We start from the raw sequence: 19,501 nt of genomic DNA on the forward strand, positions 1-19,501 counted from the left end.
CGTCAGAGGCGGTGCCGCACCCACACGTTGGGCTCCACGTACGCGGCGTGGTCGTGGTCGACGTCGACGAGCACCGGCGTCAGCGCGCCGGGCACGCGTACCGGCCCGGAGGTGTCGAACGGCAGCCCCGTCCAGCGCCGCCAGTCGGCCAGCGTGCCCGTCACCGTCATCGACCGGGGCGCGACCCGCTCGATCACCCCGCCGGCGCGGACGTGCACCCGCAGCCACGGGTCGGCCGGCAGCCCGTCGGGGCGGCGCCGGGCCGCGTACTCGGTCATCGGCACGTCCGGGACGGCGGCCTTGCCGCTCGGGCGCACCGGCGCCACCAGCGTGTCGAACCCGGCGCTGGCCACCGCCGCGCGCATGGCCGCGAGCATCAGCCCGGACACCCCGCCGCCGCGCCGGTCCGGGCGCACGCAGATCTCCAGCGCGGACACCAGGTTTGGGGTGGACCCGGTGAGCCGGCCGAGCGTGGCCCGCTGGATCACCCGGTCCCAGCCGCCGTCGGGCAGCTCGTTGTCGGTCCAGCGCAGCGGCACCGCGTACCCCCGGGCCACCGCCCGGCCCGGCTCGGCCGGGTCGACGGCGGCGAAGACGAACTCGGGATACTGCTCGTGCGCGACGCCGTAGTAGATCGCGCCCATCGGATCCCAGAGCATGAACGGCGGCCAGGCGCCGTCGAAGTCGGTGTCCAGCAGCGGCGCCAGGTCGGGCCGCTGCGCCAGGGTCACGATCTCCAGAGTCACGCCGGGCAGGTTAGGGCCGCGCGGCCCGGACCGCACGCCGTTTTGTCCGCGCCGCTGGTTAGGCTGCCGCCATGGCAGATCCGTTCCGGGTCCGCGTCACCGTGCGCGGCTACGAACTCGACACGCAGGGGCACCTCAACCAGGCGGTCTACCTCCAGTACGCCGAGCACGCCCGCTGGGAGTGCCTGCGCGCGTCGGGCATCGGCCAGAACCAGCTGATCGCCGGTGGCGTCGGGCCGGTCGCGCTGGAGGTGACGGTGCGCTACCTGCGGGAGCTGCGCGGCGGCGACGAGGTCGACGTGACCTGCGAGTTCCACTGGGGCGAGGGCAAGACGTTCCGGATCGGCCAGGAGTTCACCCGCGCCGACGGCACCCCCGTCGCCTCGGTGTCCGGCGTCGGCGGCCTGCTCGACCTCGCCGAACGGCGGCTCGTGCCGGACCCGCGCGAGCGGTTCCGGGCACTGGCCACCGACCCCGTGCCGATGAACCTGTAGGGCACCGGTCAGCCCGCCGCGCGCAGGTAGGCGAGCACGGCGAGCACCCGCCTGTTGGTGTCCTCGTCCGGCGGCAGACCGAGCTTGGCCAGGATGTTGCCCACGTGTTTGCCCACGGCCGCCTCGGTGACGTGCAGCCGCGCCGCGATCGCGCTGTTGGAGTGGCCCTCGGCGATCAGGCCCAGCACCTCCCGCTCCCGCGGGGACAGTGCGCCGAGCGGGTCGCGCGGACGGCGCAGCAGGTGCCGCACCACGTCCGGGTCGACGGCGGTGCCGCCGGCCGCCACCCGGCGCAGCGTCGCGGCGAACTCCTCGACGTCGGCCACCCGGTCCTTGAGCAGGTAGCCGACCCGGTTGCCGTCGCCGCTGTCGAGCAGCGCGGCGGCGTACCCGCTCTGCACGTGCTGGCTGAGCACCACCACGGCGAGGTCCGGGCGTTCGGCGCGCAGCGCGACGGCCGCGCGCAGGCCGTCGTCGCGGTGCTGCGGCGGCATCCGGATGTCCGTGACCAGCAGGTCGGGCCGGTGCGTACGGACCGCGTCGAGCAGTTCCGGTGCGGAGCCGACGGCGGCGTCCACCGCGAAGCCGAACCGGGTCAGCAGGCCCACCAGGCCCTCCCGGAGCAGGACCTCGTCCTCGGCCAGGACGACCCGGGTCACGGACGGCACGGCAGCTCCACCCGCACGAGGGTAGGCCCACCGGGCGGGCTGGACAGCAACAGGCGTCCGTCCACCGCGGCCACCCGGTCGGCGAGCCCGGTCAGGCCGGTGCCGCGCGCCGGATCGGCGCCGCCCCGGCCGTCGTCGCGCACCTCCACCACCAGCAGGCGGTCGGTACGGGTCAGCCGTACCTGCGCCCGGCCGGCTCCGGCGTGCCGGGCGACGTTGCCGAGCGTCTCCGAGACCACGTACCAGGCGGTGGTCTCCACCAGCTCCGGCACCGGGCGGGTCAGGTCGGCGTGCACGGTGACCGGGACGACCGACCGTGCGGCCAGGTCGCCGACGGCGGCGGCCAGGCCGAGTTCGGTCAGCTGCGGCGGGCGGATGCCCTGGACGATCCCGCGCAACGTCACCATCAGCTCCTTGGCCTGCTCGTGCGCCGCCGCGAGCGGCTTCGCCGCCGGGGAGTCGTCCGGCACGTCGAGGCGGGCCAGCCCGAGCTGCAGGGTGAGGCTGGTCAGGCGCGGCTGCACGCCGTCGTGCACGTCCCGCTCGACGCGGCGGCGCTCGGCCTCGTAGGCGCTCACCAGGCGGGCCCGGGACCGGGTCACCTCACGCAGCGCGGTACCGCCGGGCGCGCCGTCGAGCAGCAGGCGGGCCACCGCCGCCTGGGCCGCGACGAGCAACCCGGCCAGGTAGACCAGCGCGGGGACCGCCAGCAGGCCGGCGACCGCGTACGGCACCGCCTCGGCGGGGGAGCCGACAGTGGCCCAGACCAGCACGATGCGGTCCTCGCCGTCGGCCAGCCACGGACCGGCGACGAGGGCCACGTCCACCAGCACGAGCAGACCGAACATCCCGTACGCCAGCGGCACCGCCACACCCAGCACCGCCAGGTACGCGCCCTCTCGCCACCCGTCGGCGGTGGTGAGGCGGGCGGCGATTCCGCGCCACCTCGGCGCGGTCACCGGCCGGTCGTCGACCAGGCCGAGCCGCCACCGCTCGATCGCTGCCACCGGCGCGGCGGCCAGCGGGGCGATCGCCACCACCGCCAGCGCCAGCACGGCCAGCACCGCCAGCGCCAGGGCGTCGACCGGGCGGCCCTGCCGCAGCGCGCCGGCCACCAGCAGCAGCGGTGCGGCGACCACCGCCGCGCCGAGCGCCGCTGCGCCGGCCAGGGGCAGCGTCGTGGCGGCGTACGCCAGGGTCCGCCACGGCCACGCGGAGAGCAGGTAGCGGCGACCGCGCAACGCGGCCGCCAGCCCGTGATCGATGGTCATGGCCCGACGCTAGCCAGGCCACGCCGCCCGCCCCAGCCGGCTGGGGCCCCTCTCCGGGTAGGTCTGGCCCTACCCGGAACCGGCCCGCCACGCCCCGTGCGCCGGGGTGCCCCGAGGCGGTGCGATCGGCGGATGAGAAACCGCCTCGCGGGCGCCTGCTGGCTGCTCGCCGCCGTGTCGTTCCTGGTCGCCAACGTGGTCGTCGGCCTGGCCTGGGACCAGCCCGGGTTCAGCTGGGCCGAGCACAACATCAGCGACCTCGGCAACGTGACCTGCGGTGTGTGGGACACCAGCCGGCCCCGCCCGGTCTGCTCGCCGTGGCATCCGGCCATGAACGCCGTCTTCGTCGGCACCGGGCTGCTGCTCGCGCTCGGCGCGCTGCTCGCACACCGGGCGTTGCGCCCGGGCCCCGCCGCGGCCGTCGCCGTCGCGTCGACAGTGGCCGCCGGATCCGGGTACGTGCTGGCCGGCCTCTACCCGGCCGACGTGGACGAGAACCGGCACGTGCTCGGCGCGCTGCTGGTCTTCGCGCTCGGCAACGCCGCCCTGCTCGCCGCCGCCCTCGCCGGCCGGTCGCCGCTGCTGCGGCAGCTGCGGACCGTCAGCGCGGTCCTCGGCCTGCTCGGGCTCGCCGGCACCGTGCTGTTCCTGGCCCGGGTGGACACCGGCATCGGTGTGGGCGGCATGGAGCGTGTCGCCGTGTTCCCGCTGTTCGCCTGGGTCACGACGGCCGGGCTGCGGCTGATCCCGTTTCGCCGGGCCCGGCCCCTATCCTGACCGGATGGAGCTGGCGTTCAGCGGCGAGGTGTGGTTCTGGCGCGGCCCGGCGCCGTACCAATTCGTCACCGTGCCCGACGAGCAGAGCGCGGCGATCGAGGCCGCCTCGGCGTCGGTCACCTACGGCTGGGGCATGATCCCGGTGACGGTCCGCATCGGTGACACCGACTGGCGGACGTCACTGTGGCCGAAGGACGGCCGGTACGTGGTGCCGCTGCGGGTCGCGGCGCGCCGGGCCGAGGGCATCGAGCTGGGCGACCGGGTCGACGTTCGGCTGACGGTGGACGTGTGACCGGGCCGGAGCTCGCCGAGGCGGGCCGGCTGCTCGCCGCCGCGCGGCGGCCGGTGGTGTTCACCGGGGCCGGCATGTCGGCCGAGAGCGGCGTGCCGACGTTCCGGGACGCCCAGACCGGGCTCTGGCAGCGGTACGACCCGCAGGAGCTGGCGACCCCGGCGGCGTTCCGGGCCGACCCGGCGCTGGTCTGGGGCTGGTACGAGGCACGCCGGCGCGGGGTGCGCCGCGCCGAGCCGAACCCGGGGCACCGGGCGGTGGCGGCGATCGCGGCCCGGCTGCCGGACACCGTGGTGATCACGCAGAACGTCGACGACCTGCACGAGCGCGGCGGGGTGCCCGCTCCGGTACGCCTGCACGGCAGCCTGTTCGCGCCCCGCTGCTCGGCCTGCGCCCGGCCTGCGCCGCTGCCACCCGACCTGCCGCCGCGCTCCGGCGTGCCGGTGCCGTCCGGCGGCCCGGAGACGCACGACGAGGCGGAACCGCTCGGCGGGCGGGAGGCCCACGGCGCGGCGGAACCGCCCGGCGGGCCGGAGGCGCATGCGCCGGAACCGCGGGACGGGCCGCTGACCCCGCCTGCCTGCGCCGGATGCGGCGCGCCCGTACGGCCCGGAGTGGTGTGGTTCGGCGAGGCGCTGCCGGCGGCCGCGCTCGACGCGGCGGTCGAGGCGGCCTCCGGCTGCGACCTGCTGCTGACGGTGGGCACCTCGGCGCTCGTGCACCCGGCCGCCGAGATCCCCCTCGTGGCGGCCCGCCTCGGCGCGCCCGTGGTGCAGGTGAACCCGGTGCCGACGCCGCTGGACGCGATCTGCGCGGTGAACCTGCGCGGCCCGGCCGGCGAGGTGCTGCCCGCGCTGGTCCGCGCCGCCTGGCCGGACGCCGACGCCGGCTGAGCTGCCCGCCGCCGCCCGGCCGGACAGCCCGGCCGCGCCGCCTCGTCGTGCCGCCCGGGCACCGGTCCGGCGCACCGAGCCGGGCGTGATCGCGGGAATCGCCAGATCGCCCGTCCGGGGCCGCCTACCGTCGGCGCAGGAGGTGGACCGGCGGAGGGCGGCGGACGTGGCACGCGAACGGGTTCGAGGAAGGCTGCACGCGCCCCGGCCGGGGCCGGACCAGCGCCGGGTCACCCCCTTCGAGATCTTCTTCGACCTGGTCTTCGTCTTCGCGCTCACCCGGATCATGGCGCTGATCGAGCCGCACCCGACCCCGGCCGGGATGGCCAAGGGGCTGCTCCTGCTCGTGCTGCTCTGGGTGGCGTGGCTGTCGTACACCTGGTTGGGCAACCACACGCCCGCCGACGTCGGGGTGGTGCGCGGCGGGTTCCTGGTCGCGATGGCCGCGTTGTTCCTGGCCGCGCTCGCCATGCCGGAGGCGTGGACGCCGGGTTCGGGGCTGGACGGGCCGTTGATCGTCGTGCTGGCCTACGTGGTGCTGCGCGTGGTGCACCTGACGCTGTTCCACTGGGCCGCGGCGGGTGACCCGGAACTGCGCGCCCGGATCCGGTTCTTCGCGTTCGTCAGCGCCGCCGGCTGGGTGCCGCTGCTGCTCGGCGCGCTGACGGACGGCGCCGCGCACGCGGCGCTGTGGGTGCTGGGCTTCGCCGTCGAGGTGGCCGGCCAACGACTGTCGTACGCCCGCCGGGGCGCCTGGCCGCTGCGCAGCCCGACGCACTTCGCCGAGCGGTACGGCCTGGTGCTGATCATCTCGCTGGGGGAGTCGCTGGTGGCCGCGGGGGTGGGCGCGGCCTCGGCGGTCACCGAGCCGCCGGTCCTCGCCGTGGCGCTCGTGGCCTTCGTGGTGACCGTCTGCCTCTGGTGGCTCTACTTTCGCCGCACGTCCCCGGCGGCGGCCCGGACGCTCGCCACCGCACCGGCGGCGCAGCGGGACCGGATGGCCGCGGACGCCTACAGCCAGACCCATCTGTTGCTCGTCGCCGGCGTCATCTTCCTGGCGCTCGGCGTCGAACAGGTGCTGGAGCACGTCGCCGATCCGCAGGCCGGGCCCCGGCTGAACGGCTCGGCGGCGGTGGCGCTGTTCGGCGGCGCGGCCGTCTACCTGGCCGGACGGCTGCTGTTCCGGCGGTTGACCGGTCAGCCGGTGGGTGCGGCCCGGCTGGCCGTCGCCGGTGCGGCGTTGCCGCTGGTCGCGCTCGGGACGGTACTGCCGCCGGCGCTGGCGCTGGCGGCGCTGGCCGGGCTGCTGCTGGTCGCGATCGCCGTCGATCGGCGCGGTGAGCCGTCCGCCGCCGGGCGGTCGACGGTCACCGACGCGCATCAACCGGTCTGAGGCCGGATCACCGGGCGTGGCGGGTGAGCCTCACGCGCCGCGCGGCGCCCGCTTCGGGAAGACGGTGTACGCGACCGGCCAGAACACCAGCCAGCCCGCCATGACCACGGTGAGCCGGCCGGCCCAGGCCCACAGTTCGGCGGTCCGGTCGGTGTCGCCGACCACGGCGATGCCGGCGAGCAGCACCGCGCAGGCGACCGCCCAGCCGATCATGGCCTTGCCCCATTCGCGCCACTCGTGCCGGGCCCGCGCCATCCCGTACTTCGGGGCCCGGTGCGGGGGAGGGCCGCCGGCGAACCGGTGCGCGAACCGCTCGTCGGCCCAGCGCATCATGCTGTGCCCGAACGCCACCGAGAACCCGAGGTACGCGGCGGCGAGGCCGTGGGCGAAGGTGGCGGTCGCGCCCCGGCGCAGGTCGATCATCGTGGCGGCCAGCAGCACCAGGTCGACGACCGGTACGGCGATCAGCAGGGCGGCGCCGAGGCGGGGCCGGCGCAGCGGGTACCGGGCGATCAGTCCGGCGAGCAGCACCACCCAGAACGCCACCTCACATCCGACGATCACTGCGACGAGCATCCGGCCCCCTTTTTTTAGTACGCTGTGCGATAACCGTAACAGCGGCCGTCAACCAGCCTCCGGAGGGGTCCGTGCCCAAGATCGTCGACCACGGCGCGCGCCGTGCCGAACTGGCGCGGGCGATGTGGCGGGTCGTCTACCGCGACGGCGTCGGCGCCGCCACCGTCCGCAGCATCGCGGCCGAGGCGGGCTGGTCACCGAGCGCGCTGCGGCACTACTTCGCCACCCAGACCGAGCTGCTGGTGTTCGCCATGGAACACGTGCAGGCCGAGGCGGCCGAGCGGATCGCCACCGGCGACCGCAGCGGCAGCCCGCGCCAGGTCGCCCAGCGGATCCTGGAACAACTGCTGCCGATGGACCGCCAGCGCGTCCGCGAGGCCGAGGTGTGGCTGCTGCTCGCCGCGCGCGCCCAGACCGACCCGGCGGCGCGGGCCCGGATGGCCGACGCGGACGACGGCATCCGCCGCGCCGCCGAGTTCGCCGTCGCGCTGCTGACCGGGAAACCGGCCGCCGACCCCGAGGCGGTCGCCGGGCTGCACGCCCTGCTCGACGGGCTCGCGCTGCACGCGCTGCTGTACCCCGATCGGATGCCGCCCGCGCGCGCCCGGGAACTGCTCGGCGCGCACCTGGACGCGCTCGCCGCGTCCTGACCGCCTCAGTCGCCCGTCGGGCGGCCCATCGCCGCGCCCAGCTCGGCGCGGCTGGCGATGCCCAGCTTGCGGTAGACCCGGGCCAGGTTGGCCTCCACCGTCTTCGGGCTGATGTAGAGCGCGTCGGCGATGAGCCGGTTGGTCTGGCCCCGGGCGGCGAGCCGGGCGACCCGCTCCTCGGTCGCGGTCAGCGCCGTCGGGGCCCGAGTGCGGGCACCGATGCGGCCCAGCTCCGCCCGCGCCCGGTCGGCGAACGCGGACGCGCCGAGCGCGTCGAACTCGGCCGCCGCCGCGTCGAGCGCCGCCCGCGCCTCCCGCCGTCGCCGCACCCGCCGGTACGCGCGCCCGGCGGCGAGCAGGCAGCGGGCCCGGTCCAGCGGCAGCACCGTCTCCGGCACCGCGGCCCGGGCCCGCGTCAGCGCGTCCAGCGCCTCGCCCGGATCCGCCCCGGTCGCCCCGGCCAGCAGCACCCGGCTGCGGGCCAGCCCGAGCGTCGTCCACGGGCGCGGCAGCCTGCGGTGGCGCCCGGCCAGCCGGTCCAGCGCGGCGTGGGCGGTGTCCAGGTCACCTGCGCCCACGCACGCCTCGATCCAGTCCGGCTCGAAGCGCTGCCCCAGCGGTTCGGCGATGCCCGACCCGTCGAGGTCGGCCGCGAGCGCGCCGTACGCCGTCGCGGCGGTGGCCCACTCCCCGCGGGCCAGCGCCACCAGCCCGGTGAGCTGGTGGTGCAGTCGCCGGCTCCACGCGTCGCCGAGGTCGTCGTCGCGGCGCAGCCCGGCGGCCGCGGCACCCGCCTGCGCCAGCCGCCCCCGGTGCGCGTCGAGCACACCGGCCAGCCAGCTCTCGCCCACCAGCCCGGTGCCCAGCTGCTCACCCAGATCACGGGCGGCGGCGATGTGCGTACCGGCCTCGGCGAAGCGCCCCGCCAGCAGCTCCGTCTCGCCGAGGTGGGTGAGTACCTCGTGCCGCAGCGGGTCGTCGCCGCGCGCCACCGCCAGGTCCAGCATCAGGTGCAGCCGGGCCCGAGCCCGGTCGTGGTCGTCGACCGACTTCCACCAGATCGCCGGCACCGAACCGGCCAGGAAGGACGGCTCACCGTCCTCCAGTGACAGGGCCCGGTCCAGCAGGTCGGTGGGCGCCGGGCCGCCGGCGCGTACCTCGTGGAAGAACAGCAGCAGCAGCGCGGCGGTGAGCAGCGGGCGGTGCTCGTCCCGGTCGGACAGGCGGGCGATCGCGGCCCGCGCGTGCCGGCGGGCGGGCTCCGGCTGGTCGTGGAACATGGTCAGGTGCGTGTGGATCCGCCCGGCCAGGTCGCCGTCCGGCCCGGCGGCGGCGAGCGCCTGCTCGGCGACGCGGACGGCGGTGACCAGGTCGTCGGCGCACCACGCGACGAGCGCGCGCAACAGCAGCGCCTCGCCGCGTTCGGCGCCGGTCAGCTCGCCCGCCGCCGCCTCGGCGGCCCGCCCGGCCGCCGCGTAGTCGCCGCTGTCGATGCGGCACTGCACCGCGTCGAGGCGGCGCCGGTTGCGGTCGGCGGTGGCGGACGGCGGGGTCAGCTCGGCCGCCCGGGCGTACCAGTCGGCGGCGAGCGCTGACGCGCCGCGCATCCGCTGCCGGGCCGCCGCGGCGGCCAGGTCGGCGGCGACGGCGGCGTCCGGCGCCACTGTGCACCGGGACAGGTGCCGGGCCCGCTCGTCCGGGTCGGCGACCGCGCCGGCGAGCAGCGCGTGCAGCCGTCGCCGGGCCCCCGGCGGGATGCTCTCGCGCACCGCCGCCGCGTACCGGGGGTGTGCGAAGTCGACCCGGCTCGGGGTGACCACGACCAGCCCGGCGTCCTCGGCCGCGTCCAGCGCGCCGGCCGGCACGCCCGCCGCCGCCAGGTCCCGCAGCGTCGGCACGCTCAGCAGCGCGGCCAGCCGCACCGCGTCCCGGCTCGGGCCGGGCAGCGCCCGCAGCGTCTCGGCGAGCAGCAGGCGCAGCGACGACGGTACGGGCAGGTCCTCGTCGTGGGCCGGTGGGCGGGGCAGCCGCAGCACCGCCCGGGCCAGCTCGATGGCGAGCAGCGGGTTGCCGTCGGCGTCGCGGGCCAGCCGGTCGGTGAGCGGACGGCTGAGCGTGCCGCCGAGCCGGGCCGCCAGGACGCGGTGCAGGTCCGCCGGGGTGAGCGGGGGCACGTCGGCACGCAGCAGCCGGTGCCGCCCGGTCGGGTCGTCGTCCAGTCCGAGCGGCACCGGAACCGGCGGGCCGTCCCCGGTGCGGTGGGTGGCCAGGACGGCGGGCCACCGGGTCAGCCGGCGCAGCGCGAACCGCAGCGCCCGGGCGCTCGGCGGGTCCAGCCACTGCGGATCGTCCACCGCGAGCAGGACGCGCGGCGCCTCGGTGACCGCCGCGTCGAGCAGGGTACGGGTGGCGGCGCCCACCGCCCGCTCGTCCACCGCGTCGTCGTGCTCGCCGGTCAGCAGCACCATGTCGGCGGCGACCCGCTGCGGCGCGGGCAGCAGTGGTAGCGCGTCGGCGAGCGGGCGCAGCACGTCGGCGAGAGCCGCGTAGGGCAGCGCGCTCTCGGCCTCGGTGGGCGCGGCGGACAGCACCCGCCAGCCGGTCCGCCCGGCGTGGGCGACCACCGCCCGCCAGAGCGCGGTCTTGCCGATGCCGCTCGGGCCGTCGAGGAGCACCGGCGTACCGGCGGTCAGGGCACGCCACACCCGCTCGACGACCGCGTCGCGGCCGACCAGTGCGGCGTCCATGGCGGGATGGTGGCACAGCCGCGCCCGCGAACCCAGCGTCGGCGCGGCCTAGCCCGGAAGCTGTCCGCATATCGAGACGGGCGGGATCACCTCCTGGTTGCGGTACACGGTGGCGCTCCAGCTCGGCCCGCCCGACGCCACGATCGGCGGGATCCGCGGTGCCCGGGACGGGCTGAGCAGGCTGAGGAACTTGTTGATCACCTGGACGACGGGTTCCAGGATCCGGTAGCCGATCCCGAACCGCGCATGCACACCGAGCCCGACGCCCCGGCACAGCGCGTACGGGGCGCCGAGCGCCGAACCGATAGTGGCGCCGTACGAGGTGACCAGCTCGAACCAGATCCCGGCGGTGAACAGGAACGCGCTGATCCCCATGGTGAACCGCACGCCGTGCCGGACCACGAGGCCCATCACGCCGACCGGCACGCCGGTGAGCGAGTCGAGCAGGCTCACCCGGCGGGCGAAGCCCTCCGTCACGCGTGAGCCCACCTGGCCGCCGGCGTAGCCGAACCCGAGCTTGCCGGCCAGCGCGTACTCCCCGGAGCCGCGGAACGTGCCCCGCTTGGCACCGAACGCGGTGGCCACCTCCAACGTCTGGTTCACCGTGAACGACAGCGGCAGGCCGGCGACCAGCCCGATCGGGAACGCGATGTCGACCGGGACCGGGAACGTGCGGCGGTGGTTCTGCCCGCCGTCGATGCCGGCGGTGAAGTCCACCTTGATGCCGAAGCCGCCACCGATCTCCAGCTCGGCCCGGTTGACCTTGCCCGCGCCGATGGCCAGATGGAACGACGCCGTGGGCCGTCCGACGGTGAGCGTGACGGTGCCGGCCACCCGGAGGCCGCCGTCGTCGTACGTGAAGTGCGTGCCGACGCCACCGGCGCAGCAGAACGTCCGGACCCGGTAGCCGTGGGCGCCGGCGGCGGCCTGCCCACCCGGCGCGGGTGGCGGCTGCGCGGGCGCGACGGCGAGCGGACGGGACCGGCCGAGCGTGCCGCCGGCCGCCGCGACCTCCCGGGTCCACGACGGCTCACCCGCCACGTAGACGGTCGGGTTGTCGAGGGTGACGCCGTCCCCGCCGAACGTGCCGTCGCGGATCACCTCGGTGAGGGTGACCGGGCCGATCGTGACGACCAGGTCGCCGCCGTCCTCGGCCAGGTCGAGCACCCGGCCCACGCCGCGTCCGGTGAGGAACATGACCCGGCCGGGCGCGAGCCGGTCGGCGTCGCGGGCACCGGGATCGAGCCGCCAGATCAGCCCGTCCGGGCTCACCGACCGCACGGTCCGGCTGCCGCCGCCGACCAGCACCACGTCCGGTTGCAGCGTGACGTCCTTCCCCGGCGCCGGGGCCCGCCCGTACCGGGGCTGCCCGTCGTCGCCCGCGTCGGCCGGGCCGGGTGTGGGGCCGCCGCAGCCGGTCACCGCGAGCAGCACCGCCACGCCGGCCGCGAGCAGCCGACGGCTGCGCACCGCCGCCGTCACATCCGGCCGGCGACGGTACGGGCGAGCCGTTCCAGCGGCGCCCGGTTCTCCTGCGGGTCGTTCAGCCGCACCAGCCGTACGGCGACCCACAGGTCGCCCTTGCGCAGGAAGAACGCCTCCGCGGTGAGCAGTGCCTCGTCGGCCGTGCCGGCCAGCTCACGGATCTCGTGCTCGAGCTGCCGCTCGATGTCGAGGTACTTCTTGGCGCCCTCACCCACGAACACCTCGACCTGGGCGGTCGGCCCGCTTGTCGGACCGGTGTAGGTGCACGACTGCCCGGCCACCACGGGTTCGTCCAGCGGCGTACCGGCGAGACGTTCGGCGTCGGCCTTGGACACCAGCGCGCAGGCGTCCGGCCCGGCGGCGTCGTCCACCGGTTCGGTGCTCGGCTCGGCCGGCGCCTCCCCGGTCGGCTCCGCCACCGGCGCGCCCGCACCGGGCGCGGCGCCACCGGCGGGCGGTGGTTCGTCGCCGCCGCATCCGGCGGACACGGTGAGCAGGGTCGCGGTCAACGCGAGCGCGACCAGTCCTCGGGTTCGCACGCCTGCCCCCGCTCAGGCCGGGATGGCGTCGAGGACGCGGCGCAGGATCTGTTCGTTACCTGCGGTGCCGCCCTCGAAGCTGCTGATGGTCACCGTGTACGTGCCCTTGCCGTCGATCAGCACCGCCTCGCCGCGCACGTCCTTCACGGCGAGGTAGCCCCGCTCGCCCCGGTCCAGGTCTACGACCTTCTCGTACTGCTGGCCGGCCTGGTCGTGCTGGTAGTCGTAGGTGGCCTTGCCGGCGGCGGCCGATGCGGTGGTGACCGCCAGCTGGGCGATGCCGTCGCCGAACGAGCAGTTGCCCTCGTCGCGCAGCTTCCGGTCGACCAGTTCGGCGACCTGGGCGGCGGTGAACGGGCACGGCGGGCGGACGTCGCCCACCGCGCCCGCGTCGGTGTCGCCGCCGTCCTCGTCCGCCGCGGTGTCGGCCGAGCCGCTGTCGACGATCCCGCCGCCGGAGTCGCACCCGGCCGGCGCGAGCAGGGCGAGCAGCAGCAGCGGTAGCGCCAGGCGGGCGCGGCGGGAACGAACGGTCCGGACCGGTGTGAGCGCGTCAGTTGCCATGGCCCGACGCTAGGCGCGCCGTCACCGGCCGTAATCGGGGGTTTCCCTATGCGGTGACCTTGCCGACGGGCTCGCCCGACCCCACCGGCGGCGCGCCCGCGCCGCTGCGCCGCCCCACCCGGATGGCGAGCCGATCCACGTAGCCGATCATGAGCGCGACGAACAGCACCACGAACAGGATCAGCATCGGCAGCGGCAGGATCAGGCCCAGCGGAAGCTCGCCGCCGCCGCCGAAAGCGCGGCTCGCGATCATCGTCACCAGCGCGGGCGCGGTGAGGCTGTCCGGACGCGTACCCACCAACGTCGTCCACAGCGGCGACTGGGCGTGCGCCAGCCAGGTCAGCAACGCGGTCACGGCCAGCATCGGCAGCGCCGGCAGCAGCAGCGTACGGCCGGCGCCACCGCCGGAGCGCCACCGCTCGTGCTGGCCCCGGAACAGCAGCGTGAACGCGAACAGCGCGGGCACCGACAGCCAGGTCGGCGGCACCAGGCCGAGGAACAGGCCCAGCTGTTCGCGCTCCATCGTGCGTTCGAAATTGGCGATGGCTAGCGGGCCGGCGCCGACGAACAACCAGGGCGCGAACGGCACCAGCAGCAGTTCGCTCCAGCGTCCGAGCGGTCGCAGCGCGCCGATCCCGAATCCGGCCAGCGCGGCGAGCGTCACCGCGACGAGTGTGGACAGCAGCGGCGGCACCCAGGTGTTGGCGAACAGGTTCGAGGTCTCGACCCCCCGGGGCAGGGGCCCGGTGTCGGAGGAGAGGTTCCGCAGCCACGGCAGCGACGCCCAGACGGTCACGCCGAGGACGACGACGAGCGCGACAGCGGTCAGCCCGACGAGCAGCGGCCGGCGGCCGGAGTAGGACTCCGCCTCCCGGGCGGCCGGGCGGTCGCGCCAGCCGTCGAACTCGATGCGCAGCCGGGTCGCCAGGATCAGCGCCACCGCGGCCAGCCCGAGCAGCCCGAGGAGCACCAGCAGCAGCGTCGACGTGGCCGATCCGACGCCCAGGCGCATCGTTCGGAACGAGGTCTGCGCGGCGGTGAACACCGGCGTCGCCGTGTAGTCGCCGCGCGGCCCGCCGCCGGTCAGGATGTAAGGGGCGGTGTAGGTCTGCAGGGCGGCGGCGAGGACGCCCAGGCCGAGCAGCCCGCCGACGGCCAGCATGGCCGGCGCGGGCCGCTGGTCGGGCTCGCGGCGGCGCAGCGCGCTCAGGTAGACAGTCGCGGCCACCGCGACGACCAGCCCGAACGTCACCTGGGCCAGCGCCGAGACGAGGAACGCCCGGGGGGACTGCAGATCCTGGGTGAGGGTGCCGTTCTCGATGCCTTCGGCGCGCCGGCCGAGGTACACCGCGACCGGCGCGTACGCGGCGAGCGGCAGGGCCAGCACGCCCCGGGTGACCAGGCGGGCGACCCGGCCGGCCCGGTCGGCGAGGACGGCGAGCAGCGGCGCGGCGAGCAGCGCCACCGTCAGCGGGATCAGGCTGAGCAGCACCGCGAACCCGACCTGTCCGACGAACCCGGAGGTGAAGGCGACCTCGTAGTTCCCCGCACCCGCCGATTCGGACGGGCGGCGCAGCCCGTCCGCCTGGAAGCTGCGAGCCACTGTGGACAGCGTGGGCAGGACGTACGACCAGATCCAGGCGATCACCGCCGGGACGACCAGGGCCAGCCCGATCAGGGCCCTCCCCGGACGGCTCGGCGGCGTGAGCGGGGGCACTGACGCTGTCACCTGCGGCGCTGCCGGCTGGTTCATCGGGACATCCACCCTCGAAGATCGACGATCACGGCCGCCGCGACGATAACCAACCCTGTCAACGTCCGCAGCGTGACCGGCCCACGGCCGCGCCGGGACGGCTACTGTCGCAACAGTGCGGACCAAGCAGGAGCTGTCGACGGCGATCCGGGAGCGGCGGCGGGCGGCGCTGGTGGTCAACGCCCACTCCCGCCGGGGCCGGCGCCTCTACGACACCGTCCACGCGCGCCTGCGGGCGGCCGGGTTCACGCTGCTCGGCGCGTACCCGGTGGACCGGCCCGGCGAACTGGACCGGGTGCTCGCCGAGGCCGCCGACCTGGGCCCGGACCTGCTGGTCACCGGTGGCGGTGACGGCACCGTCGGCGCGGCGGCCCGGCTGCTCGCCCACCGGGACGTCGCGATGGGCCTGCTGCCGCTGGGCACCACGAACAACTTCGCCCGCACCGTCGGCGTCCCGCTCGACCTGGACGCCGCGATCGGCGTGCTCACCGGCGGCAAGGTGATCGACGTCGACCTGGGCCTGATCGGCGACACCCGGTTCACCAACCACGTCGGGATCGGGCTGTCCGCCGACATCATGCAGTCCGCGCCGCCGGGGCTGAAGCGGGTCGCCGGGCGGCTCGCGTACCCGATGACCGGGCTGGGGCTGCTGGCCCGGCACCGGCCGCTGGCCGTGACGGTCCGCGCCGAGGGCCGCGAGCACACCTTCACCACACACCAGGTGTACGTCGCCAACGGCGGCTTCCACGCCGGCCGGCCGATCACCGCCGACGCCACCGCCGACGACCGGCTGCTGGTCGCGTACCCGGTGGGCGGGCCGACCCGGCGCGGGCTGCTGCGCGAGACGGCGCGCAACGCGGCGGCCGGCCACCGCCGCACGCTCGGCGACGAGCCGTTCCTGGCGGTACGCCAGCTGTGGCTGGAGACCGACCGGCCGGCCCGCATCGAGGTCGACGGGGAGCCGTACGGGCAGACGCCGGTCCGGATCGGCCTGGACCCGAACGCGTTGCGGCTGATGGCCCGCTCCGACAGCCCGGACCACTGACCGGTCAGGCCCAGTGCTCCTCGTCGGGCAGCGGGATCTCGGTGTTCTGCTCCACCGCGTCGGCGGTGGTGAGGTCGTCGCGCACCGACTCGCCCAGGCCCGCCCGGTCGCTCGGCGGGCGCAGCGCGCCCTGCTCGGCCAGGTCCGCCTCGCTCGCCTCGGGCACGGCCGCGTCGAGCGTGTCGGGTGGGCCGACGAGCGTCTCGTCCTGTCGCTGCTCCTGCGCGTCGGCCTCGGGCGGGCGGCGCAGCGCGTCCTCGCTCACGCCGTGCGCCGCACGTACGGCGCGCTCTGGTCGGCCACCTCGCCGTACTCGGCCGGCAGTTGCGCGACGACCTGCGCGTAGGCGGCCGGGTCGACGGCGTCGCGCAGCACGTCGAACACCGCGGTGACCCCGTCCCGGGCGGCGTCCACGTCCACGTCCGCGCGTCCGCTCACCCGCTCCACGAACACGTCGAGCCCGAACGGCTCGGCGTCCTCGGCCGGGCCGAACGCGTACGCCCGCAGCGCCTCCGGCAGCCGGTCGGCCAGGTCACGGGCCTCCCCGCCGTCGATCCGCTCGGCCAGCGTGGTGAGCGTCGCCCGGGTGATTGCGGTGGCCTGCTCCGCGGACGCGCCGCACCGCTGGGCCACCGCGCCGATGAACTGATCCTGGTCCATCTCGCCGCCTTCCTACGCCGGGATGGCCGGATTCCCGCGCTGGACCTCCGCAAACGGCCGCCGGGCCGGGTAGTAGCGTGCAGCCCGGAACCCGCAGCGAGGAGGCCCCGACAGTGCAGCCGACGACCGTGGACGTGCCCACCCCCGACGGAACCGCCGACGCCTACCTGGCCACGCCGGAGACCGGCGGGCCCTTCCCGGCGGTCCTGCTGTTCATGGACGCGTTCGGGCTGCGGCCCCGGGTCGCGGAGATGGCCGCCACGATCGCCGCCCGCGGGTACGTGGTGCTCGCCCCCAACCTGTTCCACCGCGCCGGGCGCGCCCCGCTGATCGACCTCGGCGCGCTCGCCGACGACAGCCGCCGGTCCGCCCTGTTCGAGAGCATCGGGCCGATGATGGCCGCGTTGACGCCGGACGCGGTGGCCCGCGACACCGCCGCCTACCTGGACTTCCTCGCCGCCCGGCCGGACGTCGCACCGGGACCGGCGGCGATCACCGGCTACTGCATGGGGGGCACGAACGCGCTGCGCGCGATCGAGGCGCTGCCGGACCGGATCGCCGCGGTGGCGGCGTTCCACGCCGGCCGGGTGGTCACCGACGCGCCGGACAGCCCGCACCTGGCGCTCGGCGCGGTGACCGGCGAGCTCTACTTCGGGCACGCCGACGCCGACCCGTCGATGACCGCCGAGCAGATCGCCACGCTGGAGAAGACGCTGGACGCCGCCGGGGTGACCTACCGCTCCGAGGTGTACGCCGGCGCCCGCCACGGCTACACCCAGTCGGACACCCCGATGTACGACGAGCAGGCCACCCAGCGGCACTGGACCGCGTTGTTCGACCTGCTCGACCGCACGTACCGCCGCTGACCCGACCGCGCGCCGGGGCGGGCCGACGATTCACCGGCGCGGAGGCGGGTAACCGCCGTCATGGCCGACCGCCGCGCCGACACCGTCCGCTCGCCCCTGGACCGGGCGGTCGAGCGGGGCGGTTCCGCGTTGTCCCGGGCCCGCGCCGAGGGCGGCGCGGCCGGCCGGAACCGGCTGCGCCAGCTCGAGATCACCGTGGTGATCTCCGCGCAGGCCGGGCTGGCCGCGGCGCTCGCCGCGCTGCTCGCCGACGAGCTGCTCGGTTCCGGCGCGCACGTGTTCGCCCCCGCCGCCGCGGTCGGCACCATCGCCACCGCCATCGGCCAGCGCGCCCGGCGCACGTTCGAGCTGCTCATCGGCGTCGGTCTCGGCATCGTGGTCGGTGACCTGCTGCGCGCGCTGCTCGGCAGTGGATCCTGGCAGACCGGTCTGGTGGTCACCCTGGCCATCGCCACCGCGCTGCTGGTGGCCGGGCGCGGCGGCGCCCTCGTCGGCCAGGCCGGCGGTACGGCGGTGCTGATCGCCACGCTCGCACCGGTGCAGCCCGGCCTGGAACTGCCCCGCATCTTCGACGCGCTGGTCGGCGGCCTGGTCGGCCTGTTCGTGGTGGCGCTGCTGCTGCCGGTCAACCCGATCCGGGTGCTGGACCGGGCGGTGGAACCGGTGGTCTCCCGGCTCACCGAGCAACTCGACGCCGTCGCCCACGCGCTGACCCGCCGCGACGCCGACGCGGCCCAGCAGGCCCTGGAGGACCTGCGCGGGATCGAACCGGACATCGGGCGGCTCAACGACGCGCTCAGCGGGGCCGAGGAGGTGGTCACCATCGCGCCCGCCCGCTGGCACCGCCGCGCCCAGTTCCACAGGTACGCCGACGCGACCCAGCACCTCGAACGCATCGTCCTGTACGCCCGCTCGATCGCCCGACGGTCCGCCACCGCGTTGCAGTACGACGAACCGGTTCCGCCCGCGCTGCCCGACGCGGTGGCCCGCCTCGGCGAGGCGGTGCGGGAACTGAAGCGGGCCTGCAAGTCCGGGGACGACCTGGAAGGCACCCGGGAGCTGGTGCGGCAGGGCGCCGAACTGGCCGGGCGCGCGTGGTCGCAGGGCGTGCGCGCCTTCGGCGAGGCGATGATCAGCGACCTGCGGACCGGCCAGAGCGAGCTGCTGCGGGCCACCGGCTGCCGGCCCGAGGACGCCAACGGCAGCGTGCGCCGGGCCGCCGGCGCGGGGGAGGCGGAGGCGCGTCCACCGGTCCGGGCCCGGATGAGCCGCCCGGTCCGGCGCCGGCCCGCCGGGCGGCCCCGGCCGAAGGCCACCGGGCGTCAACTGGCACCTGCCCGGGGCAGCCCGGCTGGTTAGCGTCGGCGCATGGACATCAGTCACGACGCGCCGTCCGTGCGCTTCGCCGCGCTGACCACCGCCCACGTCGCCGACGCCTGCCTGCGCGCCGGTGTCCCCGTCCGCTGCGCCCCGGCCGCCGTCGTCCCGGTGCTGCCCGGGCGGCGCCTGGCCGGTCCGGTCCGCCCGGCCCGGCACTCCGGCAGCGTGGACGTCTTCCTGGAGGCGATCGAGCCGGCCGCCGAGGGGGACGTGCTCGTCGTCGACGACGACGGGCGCACCGACCGGGCCTGCGTCGGGGACCTGGTGGTGCTGGAGGCGCGGGCCGCCGGCCTGGCCGGGCTGGTGGTGTGGGGCGCACACCGGGACACCGCGGACCTCGTCGCGGTCGGGCTGCCGGTGTTCAGCCTCGGCGCCACCCCGAGCGGGCCGCTGGAACTGGACCCGCGCCCGGACGGGGCACTCGAACACGCCCGGGTCGGGCCGTTCACCGTCGGCCCGCGGGACCTCGCGCTGGCCGACGACGACGGCGTGCTGTTCGTACCCGCCGCCCGGGCCGGTGAACTGTTCGACCTGGCCGAGTCCATCCGGGACACCGAGCGGCGGCAGGCCGACCGGATCCGGGCCGGGGAGTCGCTGCGCGCGCAGGTCGGGTTCGGCGCGTACCTGGCGGCACGGGAGGCCGACCCGGCGCTGACGTTCCGGGCGCACCTGCGGGCGGTGGGCGGCGCGATCGAGGAGTGA

At 76.2% G+C, this 19,501-nt stretch carries 21 protein-coding genes; 10 read left to right on the plus strand and 11 right to left on the minus strand.

The features are described from left to right. Positions 1-2: 2 nt before the first annotated feature. On the minus strand, positions 3-746 hold the full coding sequence (locus O7607_RS26090; RefSeq protein ID WP_269705866.1) for an N-acetyltransferase: 744 nt from the start codon (positions 744-746) through the stop codon (positions 3-5). A 71-nt stretch (positions 747-817) separates the two neighbouring features. Between O7607_RS26090 and O7607_RS26095 the strand changes: the two genes are divergently transcribed. After that, positions 818-1,240, plus strand: coding sequence for an acyl-CoA thioesterase (locus O7607_RS26095; protein WP_269705867.1), 423 nt, complete (start codon positions 818-820; stop codon positions 1,238-1,240). 8 nt (positions 1,241-1,248) lie between these two features. Here O7607_RS26095 and O7607_RS26100 read toward each other — a convergent pair whose 3' ends face one another. Both O7607_RS26100 and O7607_RS26105 read right to left on the minus strand, forming a co-directional pair. Continuing rightward, positions 1,249-1,908: a response regulator transcription factor gene (locus tag O7607_RS26100; protein ID WP_269705868.1), complete on the minus strand. Its 660-nt coding sequence runs from the start codon at positions 1,906-1,908 to the stop codon at positions 1,249-1,251. Beyond that, entirely contained in the window at positions 1,896-3,179 is a 1,284-nt protein-coding gene (locus O7607_RS26105; protein ID WP_269705869.1) for a sensor histidine kinase, read from the minus strand. Before O7607_RS26105 ends, O7607_RS26100 begins: the two co-directional genes overlap by 13 nt. A 132-nt stretch (positions 3,180-3,311) precedes the next feature. On the opposite strand from O7607_RS26105, the gene O7607_RS26110 reads away from it, so the two are divergent. From O7607_RS26110 to O7607_RS26125, 4 genes are all read left to right on the plus strand, one after another. After that, positions 3,312-3,956 (plus strand): DUF998 domain-containing protein, encoded by a 645-nt coding sequence (locus O7607_RS26110; protein WP_269705870.1) that lies wholly within the window; start codon positions 3,312-3,314, stop codon positions 3,954-3,956. Positions 3,957-3,960: 4 nt separating this feature from the next. Beyond that, a complete protein-coding gene (locus tag O7607_RS26115; RefSeq protein WP_269705872.1) occupies positions 3,961-4,248 on the plus strand; it encodes a DUF1905 domain-containing protein in 288 nt (95 codons plus the stop codon). After that, positions 4,245-5,141, plus strand: a complete 897-nt coding sequence (locus O7607_RS26120) for an SIR2 family NAD-dependent protein deacylase (RefSeq protein WP_269705874.1) — start codon at positions 4,245-4,247, stop codon at positions 5,139-5,141. The genes O7607_RS26115 and O7607_RS26120 overlap by 4 nt, the downstream gene beginning before the upstream one ends. A gap of 166 nt (positions 5,142-5,307) precedes the next feature. Beyond that, a complete protein-coding gene (locus O7607_RS26125) occupies positions 5,308-6,534 on the plus strand; it encodes a low temperature requirement protein A (protein WP_269705875.1) in 1,227 nt (408 codons plus the stop codon). Between the two features lie 30 nt (positions 6,535-6,564). Here O7607_RS26125 and O7607_RS26130 read toward each other — a convergent pair whose 3' ends face one another. Next, a complete protein-coding gene (locus O7607_RS26130; RefSeq protein ID WP_269705877.1) occupies positions 6,565-7,110 on the minus strand; it encodes a hypothetical protein in 546 nt (181 codons plus the stop codon). A gap of 71 nt (positions 7,111-7,181) precedes the next feature. On the opposite strand from O7607_RS26130, the gene O7607_RS26135 reads away from it, so the two are divergent. Next, positions 7,182-7,760, plus strand: coding sequence for a TetR/AcrR family transcriptional regulator (locus O7607_RS26135; RefSeq protein ID WP_269705878.1), 579 nt, complete (start codon positions 7,182-7,184; stop codon positions 7,758-7,760). Positions 7,761-7,765: 5 nt separating this feature from the next. Here the strand turns inward: O7607_RS26135 and O7607_RS26140 are convergent, their stop codons facing one another. The 5 genes from O7607_RS26140 to O7607_RS26160 are packed head-to-tail and all read right to left on the minus strand — an operon-like array spanning position 7,766 to position 14,848. Next, entirely contained in the window at positions 7,766-10,507 is a 2,742-nt protein-coding gene (locus tag O7607_RS26140) for an ATP-binding protein (protein WP_269705880.1), read from the minus strand. A 48-nt stretch (positions 10,508-10,555) separates the two neighbouring features. Further along, on the minus strand, positions 10,556-11,989 hold the full coding sequence (locus O7607_RS26145) for a hypothetical protein (RefSeq protein WP_269705882.1): 1,434 nt from the start codon (positions 11,987-11,989) through the stop codon (positions 10,556-10,558). Next, positions 11,986-12,531, minus strand: coding sequence for a hypothetical protein (locus O7607_RS26150; protein WP_269705884.1), 546 nt, complete (start codon positions 12,529-12,531; stop codon positions 11,986-11,988). Before O7607_RS26150 ends, O7607_RS26145 begins: the two co-directional genes overlap by 4 nt. 12 nt (positions 12,532-12,543) lie before the next feature. Continuing rightward, complete coding sequence (locus O7607_RS26155; protein WP_269705886.1) at positions 12,544-13,095, minus strand: hypothetical protein; 552 nt, start codon at positions 13,093-13,095, stop codon at positions 12,544-12,546. A gap of 46 nt (positions 13,096-13,141) precedes the next feature. Beyond that, positions 13,142-14,848, minus strand: coding sequence for a sugar ABC transporter permease (locus O7607_RS26160; protein ID WP_269705887.1), 1,707 nt, complete (start codon positions 14,846-14,848; stop codon positions 13,142-13,144). Positions 14,849-14,963: 115 nt separating this feature from the next. Here O7607_RS26160 and O7607_RS26165 point away from each other — a divergent pair, with 115 nt between their 5' ends. After that, entirely contained in the window at positions 14,964-15,893 is a 930-nt protein-coding gene (locus O7607_RS26165) for a diacylglycerol/lipid kinase family protein (RefSeq protein WP_269705889.1), read from the plus strand. A 4-nt stretch (positions 15,894-15,897) separates the two neighbouring features. On the opposite strand, the gene O7607_RS26170 is transcribed toward O7607_RS26165, so the two are convergent. Together O7607_RS26170 and O7607_RS26175 are read right to left on the minus strand one after the other, a co-directional pair. Beyond that, positions 15,898-16,158, minus strand: a complete 261-nt coding sequence (locus tag O7607_RS26170) for a hypothetical protein (RefSeq protein WP_269705890.1) — start codon at positions 16,156-16,158, stop codon at positions 15,898-15,900. After that, a complete protein-coding gene (locus tag O7607_RS26175; protein ID WP_269705892.1) occupies positions 16,155-16,553 on the minus strand; it encodes a DUF2267 domain-containing protein in 399 nt (132 codons plus the stop codon). The genes O7607_RS26170 and O7607_RS26175 overlap by 4 nt, the downstream gene beginning before the upstream one ends. A gap of 113 nt (positions 16,554-16,666) precedes the next feature. Between O7607_RS26175 and O7607_RS26180 the strand changes: the two genes are divergently transcribed. From O7607_RS26180 to O7607_RS26190, 3 genes are read left to right on the plus strand one after another with little or no spacing between them, the layout of a single operon-like run. Next, the gene (locus O7607_RS26180; RefSeq protein ID WP_269705894.1) at positions 16,667-17,419 is read left to right on the plus strand and encodes a dienelactone hydrolase family protein; all 753 of its coding nucleotides are present in this window, start codon (positions 16,667-16,669) and stop codon (positions 17,417-17,419) included. A 60-nt stretch (positions 17,420-17,479) separates the two neighbouring features. Next, entirely contained in the window at positions 17,480-18,778 is a 1,299-nt protein-coding gene (locus O7607_RS26185; RefSeq protein WP_269705896.1) for an FUSC family protein, read from the plus strand. 9 nt (positions 18,779-18,787) lie between these two features. Further along, entirely contained in the window at positions 18,788-19,501 is a 714-nt protein-coding gene (locus tag O7607_RS26190; protein WP_269705897.1) for an RraA family protein, read from the plus strand.

The sequence above is a fragment of the Micromonospora sp. WMMA1949 genome, assembly GCF_027460145.1.
Classification (GTDB): Bacteria; Actinomycetota; Actinomycetes; order Mycobacteriales; family Micromonosporaceae; genus Micromonospora.

Excerpts from the sequence above, each read along its gene's own strand:
- O7607_RS26130 (WP_269705877.1), bottom strand. The coding sequence starts at position 7,110 with ATGCTCGTCGCAGTGATCGTCGGATGTGAGGTGGCGTTCTGGGTGGTG.
- O7607_RS26190 (WP_269705897.1), top strand. The coding sequence starts at position 18,788 with ATGGACATCAGTCACGACGCGCCGTCCGTGCGCTTCGCCGCGCTGACC.
- O7607_RS26140 (WP_269705880.1), bottom strand. The coding sequence starts at position 10,507 with ATGGACGCCGCACTGGTCGGCCGCGACGCGGTCGTCGAGCGGGTGTGG.
- O7607_RS26160 (WP_269705887.1), bottom strand. The coding sequence starts at position 14,848 with ATGAACCAGCCGGCAGCGCCGCAGGTGACAGCGTCAGTGCCCCCGCTC.
- O7607_RS26155 (WP_269705886.1), bottom strand. The coding sequence starts at position 13,095 with ATGGCAACTGACGCGCTCACACCGGTCCGGACCGTTCGTTCCCGCCGC.
- O7607_RS26105 (WP_269705869.1), bottom strand. The coding sequence starts at position 3,179 with ATGACCATCGATCACGGGCTGGCGGCCGCGTTGCGCGGTCGCCGCTAC.
- O7607_RS26115 (WP_269705872.1), top strand. The coding sequence starts at position 3,961 with ATGGAGCTGGCGTTCAGCGGCGAGGTGTGGTTCTGGCGCGGCCCGGCG.
- O7607_RS26175 (WP_269705892.1), bottom strand. The coding sequence starts at position 16,553 with ATGGACCAGGATCAGTTCATCGGCGCGGTGGCCCAGCGGTGCGGCGCG.
- O7607_RS26185 (WP_269705896.1), top strand. The coding sequence starts at position 17,480 with ATGGCCGACCGCCGCGCCGACACCGTCCGCTCGCCCCTGGACCGGGCG.
- O7607_RS26095 (WP_269705867.1), top strand. The coding sequence starts at position 818 with ATGGCAGATCCGTTCCGGGTCCGCGTCACCGTGCGCGGCTACGAACTC.
- O7607_RS26110 (WP_269705870.1), top strand. The coding sequence starts at position 3,312 with ATGAGAAACCGCCTCGCGGGCGCCTGCTGGCTGCTCGCCGCCGTGTCG.